The sequence below is a fragment of the Anaerovibrio sp. JC8 genome (assembly GCF_002100115.1).
Taxonomy (GTDB): domain Bacteria; phylum Bacillota; class Negativicutes; order Selenomonadales; family Selenomonadaceae; genus Anaerovibrio.
Genome location: NZ_ANBM01000017.1, coordinates 1 through 16355, shown reverse-complemented (window position 1 = coordinate 16355; position 16355 = coordinate 1). Strand labels below are relative to the sequence as shown.

At 45.6% G+C, this 16355-nt stretch carries 12 protein-coding genes; 10 read left to right on the top strand and 2 right to left on the bottom strand.

The annotated features are described in order from the left end of the window. The first annotated feature begins 97 nt into the window (after nt 1–97). From D081_RS11925 to scpB, 4 genes are all read left to right on the top strand, one after another. Nucleotides 98–397: a hypothetical protein gene (locus D081_RS11925; RefSeq protein ID WP_085024386.1), complete on the top strand. Its 300-nt coding sequence runs from the start codon at nt 98–100 to the stop codon at nt 395–397. Between the two features lie 156 nt (nt 398–553). Next, complete coding sequence (locus tag D081_RS11920; protein ID WP_233127493.1) at nt 554–4192, top strand: autotransporter domain-containing protein; 3639 nt, start codon at nt 554–556, stop codon at nt 4190–4192. Nucleotides 4193–4276: 84 nt separating this feature from the next. Next, on the top strand, nt 4277–5005 hold the full coding sequence (locus D081_RS11915) for a ScpA family protein (RefSeq protein WP_085024385.1): 729 nt from the start codon (nt 4277–4279) through the stop codon (nt 5003–5005). Then, complete coding sequence (gene scpB, locus D081_RS11910; RefSeq protein ID WP_085024384.1) at nt 5005–5565, top strand: SMC-Scp complex subunit ScpB; 561 nt, start codon at nt 5005–5007, stop codon at nt 5563–5565. The genes D081_RS11915 and scpB overlap by 1 nt, the downstream gene beginning before the upstream one ends. A gap of 74 nt (nt 5566–5639) precedes the next feature. Here the strand turns inward: scpB and rsmH are convergent, their stop codons facing one another. Continuing rightward, nucleotides 5640–6722, bottom strand: coding sequence for a 16S rRNA (cytosine(1402)-N(4))-methyltransferase RsmH (rsmH, locus tag D081_RS11905; protein WP_085024383.1), 1083 nt, complete (start codon nt 6720–6722; stop codon nt 5640–5642). A gap of 119 nt (nt 6723–6841) precedes the next feature. Here rsmH and D081_RS11900 point away from each other — a divergent pair, with 119 nt between their 5' ends. Continuing rightward, nucleotides 6842–7864, top strand: coding sequence for an alpha-hydroxy-acid oxidizing protein (locus tag D081_RS11900; RefSeq protein ID WP_085024382.1), 1023 nt, complete (start codon nt 6842–6844; stop codon nt 7862–7864). Nucleotides 7865–7964: 100 nt separating this feature from the next. On the opposite strand, the gene nadE is transcribed toward D081_RS11900, so the two are convergent. Further along, complete coding sequence (gene nadE, locus D081_RS11895; protein WP_085024381.1) at nt 7965–9848, bottom strand: NAD(+) synthase; 1884 nt, start codon at nt 9846–9848, stop codon at nt 7965–7967. Between the two features lie 247 nt (nt 9849–10095). On the opposite strand from nadE, the gene D081_RS11890 reads away from it, so the two are divergent. The 5 genes from D081_RS11890 to D081_RS11870 all read left to right on the top strand — a co-directional run bounded on the left by D081_RS11890 (nt 10096) and on the right by D081_RS11870 (nt 16333). Further along, the gene (locus tag D081_RS11890) at nt 10096–11352 is read left to right on the top strand and encodes a DUF2939 domain-containing protein (RefSeq protein WP_085024380.1); all 1257 of its coding nucleotides are present in this window, start codon (nt 10096–10098) and stop codon (nt 11350–11352) included. 189 nt (nt 11353–11541) lie between these two features. Beyond that, nucleotides 11542–12018, top strand: coding sequence for a Cys-tRNA(Pro) deacylase (ybaK, locus tag D081_RS11885; RefSeq protein ID WP_085024379.1), 477 nt, complete (start codon nt 11542–11544; stop codon nt 12016–12018). A gap of 21 nt (nt 12019–12039) precedes the next feature. Beyond that, complete coding sequence (gene thrC, locus D081_RS11880; RefSeq protein ID WP_085024378.1) at nt 12040–13524, top strand: threonine synthase; 1485 nt, start codon at nt 12040–12042, stop codon at nt 13522–13524. 218 nt (nt 13525–13742) lie between these two features. Beyond that, entirely contained in the window at nt 13743–15344 is a 1602-nt protein-coding gene (gene pckA / locus D081_RS11875) for a phosphoenolpyruvate carboxykinase (ATP) (protein ID WP_085024377.1), read from the top strand. A 260-nt stretch (nt 15345–15604) separates the two neighbouring features. Continuing rightward, nucleotides 15605–16333: a LytTR family DNA-binding domain-containing protein gene (locus tag D081_RS11870; protein WP_085024376.1), complete on the top strand. Its 729-nt coding sequence runs from the start codon at nt 15605–15607 to the stop codon at nt 16331–16333. Nucleotides 16334–16355 lie beyond the last annotated feature (22 nt).

The window sequence follows — 16355 nt, the reverse complement described above, 5'->3', positions numbered from 1 at the left end:
ACATAACACTTTTCCTTATTTAGGGATATAAAGGACAAGAGAAAAATAAAAAAGTCTCACCGCTAATCCGATGTAACAGTGAAAGGAAGTGTTTATCATGACAATGGAATTAATGCATAAGGTAATGGACGATATGGAGCTTGATGCAGTTGTTGGTGGCGCAGGTTATGCCTACATCAGAAAACGGGCCGATGGAAAATATGACATTTTGTCATCAAGCATTAAATTAAAGAAGGAACAGGCCATGGGCCTTCTGGAAGGGAAAAATCCGGCCAGCCTTGGAATCACCAAGAGCTTCAAGTTTCATCCTCATGTAGGATTGCAGGCTGATAAGCTGCCAGCCGTAAAGAAGGCACTGAACAAATTGTATAAGGGCTGTACCTTCACGAATATTTAATCACACGAATTTTTTAATAAAATTTATTCAGATGGAGCCTTAAACTCCATCTGAATTTGATTGCTTCACTCAAATAGTTGTAATAAAATAGGCTATCAATCGTATGTATATTAAGGGATAATAGCGTCAAATCTATTTTGTGTAAGGAGTGGTTATATGAAAAAGTGGCGAAAGACAATGGGTAAAAAATATTACAGTTCCTTGGTATCAGCGGTACTTATTGGACTGATGTCCATCACTCCTTATGCTGAAGCGGAGGATACGGATTATCTGGCAACAAGAGATATTGAATATAATGGAAGATATATTGCTGAAATCAATTTTTTGAAATCGGGACAAGGCATTGGAAATTCGTCCTATTGGATAATTGATCCATCACTGTACAATATGTCAGATGAGCTCATAGAGGGCACGGTACAGAGCAGCCGTTATTGGACAGATATGCTTCAAAAAGGAGCTAAAAATACTGATCCATGGCAAATTTTTGTACATACAAACTATGCTCAAAATGCTTCGGCCGTTTCCCCAAATATTAAATCCGATGGAGTTTATAATAGTTACTACAATGCAGAATCCTTTGTTCGACACCAGCTTCAGTATGATGAGAAGCTGGAAGAGCTGACTATTGAAGATGCCGAGACTGGGGTTCTGCCAGCCGGAAACTATGGTTTTAGTGAAATAACCGTCGGGTATGCCTTTGGTGCCTTCCGTAAGGGCGCCATAGATGGTTGGTGGGTGGATGCAGAGACGGTTCTGCCTACAAATGAGCAGGCAGCTGACTATGTGGGGACCTTCCGTCACGAGCTGGGACATGCCCTGGGAATAACTGAGGTGAAGCGCATAATAAATGGAAAAACCTATTTTCATCCTGGCCTAACAGATAAAACTAGCTGGTCGCTGCAGTTAATGGACCAGAATGGCAACAAGGGCAAGGCTGGTATGCGGATTTTAACATCGGAGGAATTTGCCAAAATTCAGGCAGCAAATCCCGATATACCTGCCAATAGGTACTTCATTGTTGACAAGGAGGTTACAGCTGACGGCAAGGGATACGCTTATTTTTCCGGTCCAAATGTAGTGGATGCACTGGGAGGGGCCAAATTTTTCGGCCGCAGTGCTCTGCCGGTTAATGGTTGGGAAAGCAAGGGCTTTGATGGAGGCCATATTCAGACTGCCGGCATGATGAGCCATCGCGACTATACCAACTATACCAGCTTTTTGGAAGTAGAATTGGCTGCAATACAGGATTTGGGATATAAATTGGACCGCAAGGCGTATTTCGGCCGTTCCATCTATGGTAACGGAGGAATTATCAACAATACTCAGGGGTATTTTGCCCGTAATAATACAGGTACTGCTTATTTGGAAAATACTTATAGTGAGGTGCCGCTGGGCATTGGTTTGCATATTTATGGTTATGGTAACAAGGTTACGCAATCAGCCGATATTCTGACCCGTGGCACAGGAGGCACTGGCATTCGGGTGGATGGTATGACAAACACACTGATAATACCTAAGGATACGGAAATTCATGCTGATGGTGAGAGGGGCAATGGTGTCCTGATTGCCTATGGGCGCAACCAGACAGTGGAGCAGGCTGGCACGGTTACAGCCAAGGGCGATGGTGGTGTGGGTATACGGTTTGATTTTGGCTCTAGCAGTAATGGTGCCGCCGATGAATATCGTGGTTCATACATCAGGTATGAACGTAGCGTGAATGGCTATGATAGTGGGAAAGATGCTGGTACAATTTCGTCAGCTAAAAATATTAATTTAACTTCTATAGGTATAAGAAATTATAGTGCCAGCAACGATGAGCTGGATGGTCCGCTGGTGGACAATTATAATCTGTCTGGCCGACTGGCGGGCGACGATGCGGCCATTTATATCGGGAAAAATGCTTTTGTAAAAAATATTAACATTAATTCCGGAGCCAGCATTCATGGAGATATTATTTCTGACTGGAAGCAGTTTGATGTAGATGAATGTGAAGGTGTCTATGATAGTGATGGTGATGAACGGGATGTATTGCGCATTCAGTACAATGGAAAAACTGGCAAAAATGGCTACGATTATTTCAACTATATCCCAGACCTGGTGACCAATCTAAATTTTAATAACGACAATATGACTTACAATGGAAATATTACCGGTGAAGACAATATGAAGATGAATGTAGCTGGGGGTATTCTTAATTACAGCGGTGAGGCCAATGTTGTAAATGTAACGGTGGCCAAAGGTGCGGAGCTATATGGTGGCTCTTATCAAGTTAATGATATGTCCAAGAGAATGGCCACGGGATATACAGATGACACCACAGGAAAGTTCATCAATCATGGCACCATTGGGGCAGAAAATGGTGATACCACTATGAATATTGATGGTTATTTGGATTCTGATGGGTATCTGCAGGCCTATGACGGGGGCACAAAAGGACAGATTCTTGTAGACGGTGACGCCAATATTGAGGGCTCCACGGTTTTGGCAGAGGCTTCACTTCCAGGTGAGGAAAACGTTGTTCTTGAAACAACTGGCTCCATATCTGGCAGCATTACTAACGACAAGTATAACCCTTATGCTTTTTCCGCTATGCTAAATACGACTGGTGCAGTGGAAGGGAATAAGCTGATTGTTTATGCATATGCCAACAATAATCTGGTAGGGGCTGATCCCCAGCAGATGGAAGCCTATTATGCCATGAGTAACATGTTTGACCACCTTTATCACAATGGTGATAAACGGACGGAAGAAATGCGCACCCTATATAGTATGGACAACAAGGAGGCAAAGGAAGCCCTTACTGCCATTTCCTCCAGCCCTGTTCCAAATACCATGAATCTCATTCAGAGAAATACCATGAACAGCCATATTATTTCCTCACGGCTTAATGAAGCCTTTGCCAAGAAGGATGTGGAGGTTCCTGTTCCATCAGCTGGTCTTGATTCAAATGATACCAGCAAGAATCCTACTATGAAGATGAAGCTGGATCAGCCGGTGGACAATGATTTTTGGTTTAAAACAGCCCGTAATTGGGGTGAAGGCACTGGCAGCAGCTATTATCAGGGAACTACTATTGCCGGTGGATGGGACCGTGCTTATGGCAAGAACTGGCGTGCTGGTATCTTTGTCAGCCATGGCAGCTTCTCCTTTGCCGATAATTTATCCCATGACGATGTAAAGGATACTCGCCTTGGTGTATATGGTGGCTATAGCAATGGTCCTCATAATGCTCATGTTTATCTGGATTATGGCTGGCAGAATAATGATCTGACCCGTCGTTTAACTGGTCTTGGCTTACAGGCCCAGGCCGATTATAACAGCCGTATTTTGGAGCTGGGGGGCGAATATAAATACGATTTGAATGCCAAGAACATGAAGGTATGGCATATCAGCCCTTATGCCAATGTACAGCTTTCCCAGCTGTGGCAGGATGGCTACACGGAGAAGGGGGCCGGCATTTTCGGACATAGGGTGGACGGCCAGTCCAATACTTATTTCGCCGGGGGACTCGGCCTTGAATTTAAGCGCTATCTGAGCAATGGCAGCTATGGAATGAGGCTGGGAGTAAAGCACGCCTTTGCGGGCAGTGACCCTAAACTCACCTATGGTTATGTTGGCGATACTGCCAACAGCTACGAGCTTCGTGGCCAGAATGACAAGACCCATTTTGTTATGTCCCTTGGTGGCGAGGCTGAATTTGCCCCGGGCTGGACCCTTGCCGGGGATTTGGCCCTGCAGAAGGGCAGCCATGACAAAGACATTATGGCGGCGATAACCTTAAGAAGGATGTGGTAATTAAAACCACAACATTGTAAAAAAGTATTATTTGTGGTATAAATTTGTATGTGATTAAATACATTTAAAAGGAACAAATGCTTTATGGAAAAGTATTCAATAAGGCTGGAGAGCTTCGAAGGTCCAATGGAGCTTCTGATGCACCTTATTGATAAAAACAAAATCGATATATATGATATTCCAATAGCAGAACTCACGGAACAGTACATTGATTATCTGGATCAGTTCCGTGAGTTTAATTTGGAAATTGCCAGTGAGTTTCTCCTGATGGCGGCTACCCTGCTGCAAATCAAGTCAAGGATGATGCTGCCAAAGCCGCCAAAGACCAAGGAGACGGAGGAGGGGGAGGATATTGACCCTCGTCAGGAGCTCATTGACCGGATTTTGGAGTATCGGCGGTACAAGGAAGTCAGCACGGTGCTGCTGGACATGCAGGATATGCAGGAGAAGTATGTTACCAGAGCTCCCATGGAGCTGCCGGTTCATCATCTGCCACCGGATAATATGTCCATGCAGGATTTGGTCCGGGCCTTCAGCAATGTTCTGGCCATGCATAAGGAATTGAGAATTCCCGATGCTCTGGTGGAACCGGAGGAATTTACCATTTCCGACAAGATGGAGCTGCTGTTGTCCCTGCTGAATAAAAGTGGGGGCAGGATATCCTTTGAGGATGCCTTCCATACAGGAAACCGGTCCGAGCTGATTACCACCTTTTTGGCCCTTCTGGAGCTGATAAAGCTGAAAAGCATACGGGTTTATCAGGTGGACAGATTTTCGGAGATTGTTATTCAAGTTAGAGTTGGTGAAAATTAATGTTTATGGGTGAACTGACAGGTGCCCTGGAGGCTGTACTGTTTGCCAGTGGGGACCCGGTGTCCGCACAGCAGTTAATGGAAATATTTGGCATTGATATGGAGAATCTGGACGAGCTGGTGGAGTCCCTGTCCAAATCCCTGGAGGAGCGGGGAAGTGGCCTTATGGTTCAGCACGTGGCCGGCGGCTGGCAGCTGGTAACCCGTCGGGAGCTGTTCTCCTATGTGGAGAAGCTGACGGAAACCAAGGAAAAGAAGCTGTCTGCGGCTGCCATGGAAACCCTGTCCATCATTGCCTTTAAGCAGCCTATCACCAAGCAGGAAATTGAGCATATCCGCGGGGTTCATATTGAGAAGGTACTGGCCAAGCTAATTGAACTGGAGCTGGTGCGGGAGCTGGGCCGCAAGGAGGTTTTGGGCCGTCCGATTCTCTACGGCACAACCGAGAATTTCCTCAAATGCTTTGGCCTGAATGAGCTCACTGATTTGCCGGATTTGCCTACAGTGGAAATGGATGACCGGGAAATAGAGCAGCTTACCCTGCTTGAGGAAGCACAGTAGTATAATCATAATCAATGAAGCAATAAAAGAAGGACTGCCCTTTGGTGGCAGTCCTTTTGTGTTGCATGAAATTTTTATTTAATGGCCCAGCGCAGCTTTGTGGAGTGGGCACGGCTGTTGTTATAGCATTCTTCCTTGCTTGGTCTGATAACCTCCGTGGCAATTTCACTGTATACACCGGCCCGCTTTAAGGCCTGAAAGGCCTTCTTTACGATGCGGTCCTCACCGGAATGGAAGGTAAGAATTGCTGCCCGGCCACCGTCACGGAGAGCATCGGGGAGCTTTTCCATAAACTCATAAAGCACTTCAAATTCACGGTTTACATCAATGCGAAGGGCCTGAAAAACTCTGGCACTGGACTTTTTGATGGCCATTTCCCTATCTTCCTTGGCCAGCTTTACCTTTTGCAGGGCTTTTATGATTTCCTCGTGAAGGGCCACTGTGGTCTCGATTTTGATACCACGCTTAAGGTCATTGCAGATCTGTCGGGCTATTTCCTCAGCATAGGGCTCATCGGAGTTTTCCATCAGCATGCCGGCCAGCTCATCACGGTCAACTTCCTTCAGACGCTGGGCAGCTGAAATGCCGGATTTGGAATCAAGGCGCAGGTCAAGGGGACCATCTGCCTTGTAGGTAAAGCCCCGTTCCGGATTGTCAATCTGCATGGAGGATACACCCAAATCCGCCAGTACAAAGTCAAAGCCGCCCACCTCCTGGGCCAGCTTGTCTATTTCGCAGAAATTCATAAGCCTTGGAGTCCAAATATCCTCACCAAAGCCAGCCTTGCGGAGCCGGGCTTCTGTCTTGGCTTCTTCAATGCTGTCTATATCACCACTGTAGAGGTGACCCTGCCCCTGCAGCTGCTCCAGCATGGCCCTGGTATGTCCGCCATAGCCCAGGGTACCATCAAAGCCCTGTTCCCCCGGCTTAATTTTCAGCACATCCAGGATTTCCTTAACCATAATGGGAATATGCATGCCCGCAGGAGTATTGCCCTTGGCCATAATGTGCTTTATCTGGTCACCGTATTTTTCCGGATTCAGCTCCTTGTATTTCTCGCTGAACTTTTTGGGATATTTGCCACTGTAGCGTACCCGCCGCTTGTGCTGGGTCTGTGGTTCAGCCTGTGGAATATCATTATTATCATTAATTTTCATTTGAAGCTCCTTGAAATTGTCGCAATTATTTAAAAATTAAGTATTTTTTCCTTTATATTATAGGTACGAATAAATTATAATATAATTAATTATTTTTGTGTAGTGTAAGGAGGTTCGCTATGAATTATTCAGAGGTTATTTCCAAGGCCAAGGAGTGCATCGGGGATAAGTGCCGTGCCTGTCCTGTCTGCAATGGCCGGGCCTGTAGAAATGTTATGCCTGGGCCGGGTTCCAAGGGTGTAGGTGATACAGCTATCCGCAACTATGATAAATGGCAGGAAATCCGTGTAAATATGGATACCCTATGTGAAGGAAGGCCGGTGGATACCAGCCTTAGCCTGTTTGGCAAGACCTTCAAGGCACCGTTCTTTGCCGGTCCTGTAGGTGCTGTTACGCTTCATTACAGCGATAAATATAATGATGTAAGCTACAATGAGGTGCTGGTAAAGGCCTGTGCGGAAAATGGCATTGCTGCCTTTACCGGTGACGGCGTGGATGCCGGGGTAATGCAGGCTGCCACCAAGGCAATTGCCGCCAACAATGGTCTGGCAGTGCCAACGGTTAAGCCATGGAATATTGATACCATCAAGGAAAAAATGGCCCTGGTGAAGGAGTCCAATGCCTTTGCCGTGGCAATGGATGTGGACGCTGCGGGGCTGCCGTTCCTCAAGGGTATGAATCCGCCGGCAGGCTCCAAGAGTGTTGCTGAGTTAAAGGCCATCGTGGAGGCAGCAGGACGCCCATTTATCGTGAAGGGTATCATGACAGTTAAGGGGGCCCTGAAGGCCAAGGAGGCCGGAGCGGACGGTATTGTAGTATCCAACCATGGTGGCCGTGTACTTGACCAGTGTCCTGCCACAGCCGAGGTATTGCCGGAAATCGTGGCAGCCCTTAAGGGCTCCGGAGTGAAAATACTGGTGGATGGTGGTATCCGTACTGGTACTGATGTATTTAAGGCATTGGCCATGGGCGCTGATGCTGTTATCATTGCCCGTCCATTTGTTACTGCTGTTTATGGTGGCGGTGAGGAAGGCGTGGCAGCATACGTTAACAAGATAAAGGGCGAGCTGGAGGATACCATGAGCATGTGCGGTGCCTTCTCCCTGGCTGAAATTGATGCAGACATGGTTAGAATGCCATAATAATCGGACAAAATTATATTATTGAAAAAAGGAAACGCACTGGCGGCTGAATCAGCTGTCAGTGCGTTTAATTATTATAGGATATACATATTTAAAGGTCTTATTTCAATAATTCTTCCTTGATACGGCGATACTGTCTGGTAAAGTATACGCCGTTCTGGGCTTCACGATGGTCAAAGCCATAGGCCCGGCGGCTGACGGCCACAATTGGTGGGGCCTGAATACGCTTGGCTACTGCCATGCCGGTGAACTGCGTCCACCAGCGCTCCAAATCTTCAATGAATTCTTTGTGGGTAGGGAAGATTTTCTTTACAATACCCTTTTCACAGCCAATTTTTTCCTCCAGCATGCCATCACGATACCAGCGGAGAATATCAGCCGGAGTGGCCTTTTCCCACCGCTCAATGAAGCTGCGGAACAGATAATCATGGTAAGGATATTTAATAGGATCTCCCTTGCCCTCATCTACATTTTGGGCAGTGGACAGCTCGGCACTTGGCACAATATCAATGGTGGCCTGAGGCACAACCTCGCGGCCATATACTTCCTTATTCATGTAGCGGGCCAGCTCATAAATCTGGAATTTCCACAGGTCAGCCAGGGCACATAAGAAGCCGGACTGGTCACCGTACAAGGTGGAGTAGCCCACGGTAGTTTCTGCCTTGTTGGCATTGCAGGTGAAGCCACCGCCGAAGGCTGCAGCGATGCCGGCCAAAATTCTGGCACTTCTGTCCCGGGCCTGAATATTTTCTGCCACAAAGGAGCTAACCTGCAGGGTCTGGGTGGATTTATCCTTCATAAAGGTAACCGGAATGGTTTCAAGCTGTTTAATGGTGTGATCCACGGAATCCTGAATTGGCATTATCATATAATGACAGCCCAGATTTTCCGCCAGCTGTTGGGCCAGTCCCTTGGTGGTTTCGGAGTTATATACGCTAGGCATATTGACCAGCAGCACATTTTCCGGGCCTAAAATATTGGTATAAAGGGCAGCTGCTACTGCCGAATCGATACCGCCTGATACGCCGATAACCACCTTTTTCATATGGATATCATCCAGGAAGGACTTAACTGCATAGGAAAGGGAACCAAAAATATTGGCAATTTCCGGTTTTGGTTCTTTTTTGATTTCCGGCATGGTGTCAATATTTTCCAGCTCAACATAATGAATACCTTCGACATATTTGTCCATACGATCCACTGCATAACCTTTGCTGCTGTATATCGTACTGGAACCGTCGAAGGTATAGACTGTCTTGCCGTTATTCTGAGTGCCGGTGTTATTGACATAGATCAGTGGGGCACCATTTTCCTTGGCCTGCTGTCCAAAGATGGCATGGCGTTTTCTGTTTTTGCCAAGAGTGTAAGGTGAGGAAGAAATGTTCACAAAAAAATCTACGCCCTTTTCCTCAAGAAAATCAATAGGGGCGTAGTTGTAATTGTCACTCCAGCCGTCCTCGCAGAGGAAGCCGCCAATGGAATACATCTTACCATTTATCTCCAGGCGAACAGGAGAGATAAGATCATTTACATTAACATTCTTTTCTTCTGCCAGCTGCTTCAGACTGTAGAAATGGCGGGTGTCATCAAATTCCCGATAGTTTGGCATCAGGGTTTTGATAACAAACGGATATGGCATATTGTCCGGTGCCACCAGCTTGCCGTGATGGGCAGTAAAGAGAGCATTGAATTTTCTTGGACGGCCATCAGTGTTCTTCTTGTTCCAATCCACAGCAACATTTCCGAAAATGATGGCGATGTCCTTGGAGGCTTCGATAATATCCTGGCCACATTCCTCACAATCCTTGATGAAAGCGGTCTGCTCCCAGGTATCTCCCAGCAGATAGCCCGGGATGGACATTTCAGGGAATACAATAAGGTGGGCAGAATTTTTCTTGGCATCCCGAATCATTTCCAGCATTTTCTTGGTGTTCTCGTCAGGATGACCAGGAATCACACGAAGCTGCGCTACAGCAATTTTCATTAAAACCTCACACTCCTTTATATAAATTTATTTTATACTCCGATAATCTTATTATAGTAGATAAATTGTTATATAAAAAGCAGGAATTTTCAGATTTTGAGCAAATATTTCATATATATACCTAATTTTGTAGTTCCATTTAAGAAAATATTAAAGTGTGTTACAATATATTTAGCTAATGGTGGGAAAGCAAAGGATTTGCTTTTCATATTATCACTATTAATGGATTGGAAGAAGTGGTGGATATATGAATTATAAGGGTGCCTTAATTATTGGCATATTTTTGGAGATATTACTGGCAGGCGCTGCAGCAGCGTTTTATTTCCTGTATTATGTTCATACACCTGCATATTCAATGAATGCATTGCAGTCAGCTGTGCATAATCACAATGCTGAGGAGTTTCAGAAATACGTGGATTTGGATGCTCTTTTGAACAAGGGCGCCAACGACCTCAGCAATTTGATTGAGATGGACAGCCCGGACAAGCAGATGATTTTGGATGGCAGCCTGGTGCAGCAAACCAAGGAGGATATTCTTTATTTTGTGACCAATGAAAAGTGGCCAAAGGAAGAGGATGTTTCCCAGGCTACCGCATTCCAGGACAAGATTGGCCTGCGTACCATGTTTGTCAGAAAGGTGGAGTATGTTTCCAAGGATCCTGTTATTGAACTGGAAGAAGGGGACGAGGAAGCAGAACCGGCCGGCCCTCCAACTGCCACGGTGGCGGTCAGGGTATTTGAGCCAAATTATGGTGACAGCTTTGTATTGAAATTCAAGATGCGGCAGATGGAGGATGAAACCTGGCAGATTTATGATATTTTAAATTATGCCGAGTTTGTGGATGCCCTGATAAAGCAGAATGAGCGTGACATGAAGCGCTATGTGGACAAGGTCCGCACCAACCTTAAGAATACTGAGGATAAATTTGCCGAGCTTAAGAAGAAGATGCCGGAAATCAACAAGGACTGGATTATTGAGGCTGAGAAGATAATGAAGGAATCCTGTGAGGGCCTTGACGAGCTTAAGGTTCCGGTGGCAGGCAAGCATCTGGAAAGCCTCCTTGACCAGCGCAAGTCCATTTTCTATGATATGATGGATGACTATTATGCCAGTGTAAATCATCAGGAAAAGGTGGAAGACTACAAGAAGCTTCAGGAAGAGCTGATGAAGCGTGATGAGGAACGGAAAAAGCAGGGTATCAAGGTCAAGAAGCGCCGTGAGCCGAACTTTGAGGCCATGGCCACCAGAATAAATGAGCAGGTGTCCGAGTCCAACAAGCGTTGGGAGGAAAATAAGGCCGAGATTGCCAAGATTATTGGGCCTTCCGAGGAGGTCAGGGCCCGTGGCGTAAGAGCAATGCGGAATAATGACGATGCCGCTGTAAGGGCTGCAAATTATCCTGGTGCTGATGCTGAGGTGGGAATGGATTTCAGTCCTGTCAGGGCGGAAAATCTGCCGGAGGTATCAGTTTATAACGAGGAGAAGACGTCCCCACCTCGTTGAAACGCTAATTGGAATATTTTTCCTTGCGGAAAAATTTGAACAATGGCGTTATAAGCAGGAAGGAAAACTAATGGCAATTAGTGCATAAATCGTTAAGATTTGGCAATAAAAGTCTGTATGTACAATACAAATGTCTTGTGATATACTTATGAAGTGTTTCGAGATATTATGGGACAGGAGTATTCAGTTATGAAAATTAAAAAGACAAATGCAGCACGCATATTGGATAATCTGAAGATACCTTATGATATAAAGACTTATGAGGTGGATTTGGATGACTTGAGTGCGATTCATGTTGCAGCCTCCACAGGTATGGATGTAAAGATGGTGTTCAAGACACTGGTTTGTCGTGGTGACAAAAATGGTGTCCTGATGGCCTGCATACCTGGGGATGGTGAACTGGATTTTAAAGCCCTAGCCAAAGCCTCAGGCAACAAAAGTGTTGAAATGGTTGCCCTGAAGGAAGTGCTGGGGCTTACTGGTTATATACGGGGTGGTTGCTCTCCTCTGGGAGCCAAGAAAAATTATCCGGTTTATCTGGATGATTCCTCGGGGAACTTTGATACAATTGCCATCAGTGCCGGAATCAGGGGGCAGCAGCTGCTGCTGTCACCGGATGACTTGATAAAGGCGGTCAATGCCACTGTGGCAAAATTAATCAGATAATATTTTACAGGGGTGAAAGTGATGAAATATATCAGTACAAGAGGAAATCAGCAGAATTTGACCTCCGCAGAGGCTATTATTAAGGGCCTGGCCGATGATGGCGGCCTGTTTGTGCCGGATTCCATGCCAAAGGTGGATATGGCTTTTATTGAGGGGCTACGGAGCCTTTCCTATCAGGAAAGAGCCGTAAAGGTATTGAGTCAGTTTTTGACAGACTATACACAGGAGGAAATTGAGGGCTGCGTAAACCGGGCTTATGGCAACGGCAAATTCGATGATGAAGCCATTGCTCCTTTAAATCTCCTGAAGGATGTGTCAGTGCTGGAGCTTTGGCATGGTCCAACCAGTGCCTTTAAGGATATGGCTTTACAGCTTTTGCCTCAGCTGCTGTCCACTGCCTTGAAGAAAACCGGGGAGAAGAATGAGGTTCTTATATTGGTAGCCACCTCCGGTGACACCGGTAAAGCTGCCTTGGAGGGCTTTAAGGACGTAGATCAGACCAAGATTATGGTTTTTTATCCTGATAATGGTGTCAGCCGTATTCAGCGCCTGCAGATGGTGACCCAGGAGGGAGGCAATGTGGCTGTTACTGCTGTAAAGGGTAATTTCGATGATGCCCAGAGCGGTGTAAAGGCCATTTTCAGCGACAAGGCCTTTAATGAAGAGCTTAAGGAAAAGAATGTGTCCCTGTCCTCAGCCAACTCCATTAACTGGGGCCGCCTGGTACCACAGATAGTTTATTACTTCAGTGCCTATGCAGATATGCTGAAGGCAGGCCGCATCAAGGCTGGTGATGAGGTGAGCTTCATCGTTCCAACCGGTAATTTCGGCAATATTCTGGCGGGCTTCTATGCCAAATCCATGGGTCTGCCAGTGAAGAAGCTGATTTGTGCTTCCAATACCAATAATGTATTGACAGATTTCCTTAATACCGGCGTTTACGACCGAAACCGTGAATTCTACAAGACCATCAGCCCATCCATGGATATATTGATTTCCAGCAATTTGGAGCGTCTGCTGTACCATGTAACCGGGGATACAAGCAAGGTAGCCGGCTGGATGAAGGAGCTGGCTGAAACCGGAAGATATGATGTGGGAGCAGAGGTTCTCAATAAAATTAAGGCAATATTCAGTGCAGATTGGTCAGATGATACAGCTACAAAAGGTATGATATCTAAGGAATATAATAGTGAGAAATATATCCCGGATCCACATACTGCGGTGGCCTGGAATGCCTTCTGCAAGCAGGCTGACCAAAAGAATACAATAGTAGTATCTACCGCCAGTCCATATAAATTTAACGAGAGTGTACTGACTGCCCTTGGTAAGGATATTGAGGGCAAGGATGAGTTCCAATTACTTGATGAACTGGCAGAAATAAACAGCTTTGCCATCCCTAATGGATTGGCTAAGTTAAAAACAGCTATAGTTTCCCACAAAAATGTGGTAGAGAAGGATAAAATGCCTAAAAGTGTATCAGAATTTGCCTTAAATAAGATAAAGTAATAAGGACTATAACTGATTTTTATCATAAAATAATAATTAACAATTTTTGACAAATTGCCCTAAAACGTATAAAATACAAAAAGGATTTTCCACTAAGTGGAAAGTGGTTATTTAATCATAAATGCCATAAATGATTTGATTTGAGTCCTGGGCCTTTTGGTTCAGAGGAGTAGCAGGTCGTTGTGGCAGAATAGTAAAAGAAAGAGGTAGATAGCAAAATGGCAACTGTTGACTTGACTAAGTATGGTATCACTGGTACTACTGAAATTGTTCACAATCCATCCTATGAGGTACTGTTTGAAGAGGAGACTAAGGCTGGTCTTGAGGGTTACGATGTAGGTCAGGAAACTGAGCTCGGTGCTGTAAACGTTATGACCGGTGTTTACACTGGCCGTTCTCCTAAGGATAAGTACATCGTTATGGACGCTAATTCCAAGGATAACGTATGGTGGACTTCTGACGAGTACAAGAATGATAACCATCCTATGTCTGAGGACGTATGGGCGACTGTTAAGGACATCGCTAAGAAAGAGCTCTGCAACAAGAAGCTCTATGTTGTTGATGCTTTCTGCGGTGCAAATAAAGATACCCGTATGGCAGTTCGTTTCATCGTTGAGGTTGCATGGCAGGCTCACTTTGTAACCAACATGTTTATCCAGCCTACTGCCGAGGAGCTGGAGAACTTTGAGCCAGACTTCGTAGTATACAATGCTTCCAAGGCTAAGGTTACCAACTACAAGGAGCTCGGCCTGAACTCCGAGACCTGCGTAGCTTTCAACACCACTTCCAAGGAGCAGGTTATCATCAACACTTGGTACGGCGGCGAGATGAAGAAGGGTATGTTCTCCATGATGAACTACTTCCTCCCTCTGAAGGGTATCGCTTCCATGCATTGTTCCGCTAACTGCGACATGAACGGCGAGAACACTGCAATCTTCTTCGGTCTCTCTGGTACTGGTAAGACCACCCTGTCCACCGACCCTAAGCGTAAGCTCATCGGTGATGACGAGCATGGTTGGGACGACAACGGCGTATTCAACTTCGAGGGCGGCTGCTATGCAAAGGTTATCAACCTCGACCCAGAGTCCGAGCCTGATATCTATGGCGCTATCAAGAGAAACGCTCTCCTTGAGAACGTAACTGTTGATGCTAACGGCAAGATCGACTTCGCTGATAAGAGCGTTACCGAGAACACTCGCGTATCTTATCCTATCAACCACATTAAGAATATTAAGGAAGGTTCTACTGCTCCTGCAGCTAAGAACGTTATCTTCCTCTCCGCTGATGCATTCGGCGTTCTGCCTCCAGTTTCCATCCTGACTCCAGAGCAGACTCAGTACTACTTCCTCTCTGGCTTCACTGCTAAGCTGGCAGGTACCGAGCGTGGCATCACTGAGCCAACTCCTACCTTCTCCGCTTGCTTCGGTCAGGCATTCCTCGAGCTGCACCCTACCAAGTACGGTGAGGAACTCGTTAAGAAGATGAATGCTAACGATGCAAAGGCTTACCTCGTAAACACTGGCTGGAACGGTACTGGCAAGCGTATCACCATTAAGGATACCCGTGGTATCATCGATGCTATCCTCAATGGCGACATCAAGACTGCTCCTACCAAGAAGATTCCTATGTTCAACCTCGAGGTACCTACTGAGCTTCCTGGCGTAGATCCTAAGATCCTTGATCCTCGCGATACTTACGCTGATGCTTCCGAGTGGGAGACCAAGGCTAAGGATTTGGCTGGCCGCTTCATTAAGAACTTTGGCAAGTACACTGGCAACGCTGCTGGTAAGGCTCTTGTTGCTGCTGGTCCTCAGCTGTAATATTGGCTTATTGCCCGGTTCTACAGGTTTAAAAAATGAGAGAGTCCCATTTTGTGGGACTCTCTTTTTTGTTGTATAATATAAGGGATGGGATATATAACGAGCTTTAAGATGTCCCCCACCTCTTTAGGTGGGGGAAAACAAACTGCAACAGCTGGCGAGCATATCTCCCAGCTCGTTGAAACGCTAATTGGAAGATTTTTCTTCTGAAAGAAGAAAAATTTGAACAATGGCGTTATAAATTTTAGGGGTGGTTGGTTATGGATATTGCTATTATAGATGATGATGATTTGGATCGGGAAATAGTCCTGAATTATTGTCAGAATTTTATTCACCAGCACTATCCTCAGGAGGAGCCGCATATCAATATTGTAACCTTGTCCAGTGGTGAGGAGCTGCTGGAAAAGTATGATAAGGGTGCCTTTGATTTAGTTATTTTGGACATTTATATGACGGGAATAACCGGCCTGGAAACCGCCAAGAGGATTCGTGAGTATGACAGCGAGGTCAGCATCATATTTTTGACCTCCAGTGATGAATATATTCTTGAGGGGTATCGGGTGTTTGCTGTAGGCTATTTTATAAAGCCATTGGCAGAGCATGAGGAAGAGTTTGCCAATACCTTTGACTTTATTTTTCCTAAATTGCTGCAGAAGCAGGGCGGTATATCTTTAAAGGTCAACGGAGCTCCTGTAGATATTTCCTATAGTGATATAATTTACATTGATGTATTTGATTCCCATAACATTAATTTTCATTTGGTCAATGGTGTTCTGGTATCATCCATGTCCTATGGGGAGATATGTGATATTCTGATGAAGGATGAGCGTTTTTTGGAATGCCACCATCGGATGATTCTCAATATGGACTATGTGGAGGATATGGAATCGGAGGCATTCCGCATGACGGATGGTTCCCAGCTGCCCATAAGCCGCCGGAAACGCCAGGATGTAAAGGTGGCATATATGAACCATATAATAAGCAAGTGAAAAAAAAGACCTTATTTGTCAG

Bases quoted from the DNA above. Each gene is read 5' to 3' on its own strand.
- rsmH (WP_085024383.1), bottom strand. From the start codon at position 6,722: ATGAAAATTAATGATAATAATGATATTCCACAGGCTGAACCACAGACC.
- D081_RS11915 (WP_085024385.1), top strand. From the start codon at position 4,277: ATGGAAAAGTATTCAATAAGGCTGGAGAGCTTCGAAGGTCCAATGGAG.
- thrC (WP_085024378.1), top strand. From the start codon at position 12,040: ATGAAATATATCAGTACAAGAGGAAATCAGCAGAATTTGACCTCCGCA.
- D081_RS11870 (WP_085024376.1), top strand. From the start codon at position 15,605: ATGGATATTGCTATTATAGATGATGATGATTTGGATCGGGAAATAGTC.
- ybaK (WP_085024379.1), top strand. From the start codon at position 11,542: ATGAAAATTAAAAAGACAAATGCAGCACGCATATTGGATAATCTGAAG.
- D081_RS11920 (WP_233127493.1), top strand. From the start codon at position 554: ATGAAAAAGTGGCGAAAGACAATGGGTAAAAAATATTACAGTTCCTTG.
- nadE (WP_085024381.1), bottom strand. From the start codon at position 9,848: ATGAAAATTGCTGTAGCGCAGCTTCGTGTGATTCCTGGTCATCCTGAC.
- D081_RS11890 (WP_085024380.1), top strand. From the start codon at position 10,096: ATGAATTATAAGGGTGCCTTAATTATTGGCATATTTTTGGAGATATTA.
- scpB (WP_085024384.1), top strand. From the start codon at position 5,005: ATGTTTATGGGTGAACTGACAGGTGCCCTGGAGGCTGTACTGTTTGCC.
- D081_RS11925 (WP_085024386.1), top strand. From the start codon at position 98: ATGACAATGGAATTAATGCATAAGGTAATGGACGATATGGAGCTTGAT.
- pckA (WP_085024377.1), top strand. From the start codon at position 13,743: ATGGCAACTGTTGACTTGACTAAGTATGGTATCACTGGTACTACTGAA.
- D081_RS11900 (WP_085024382.1), top strand. From the start codon at position 6,842: ATGAATTATTCAGAGGTTATTTCCAAGGCCAAGGAGTGCATCGGGGAT.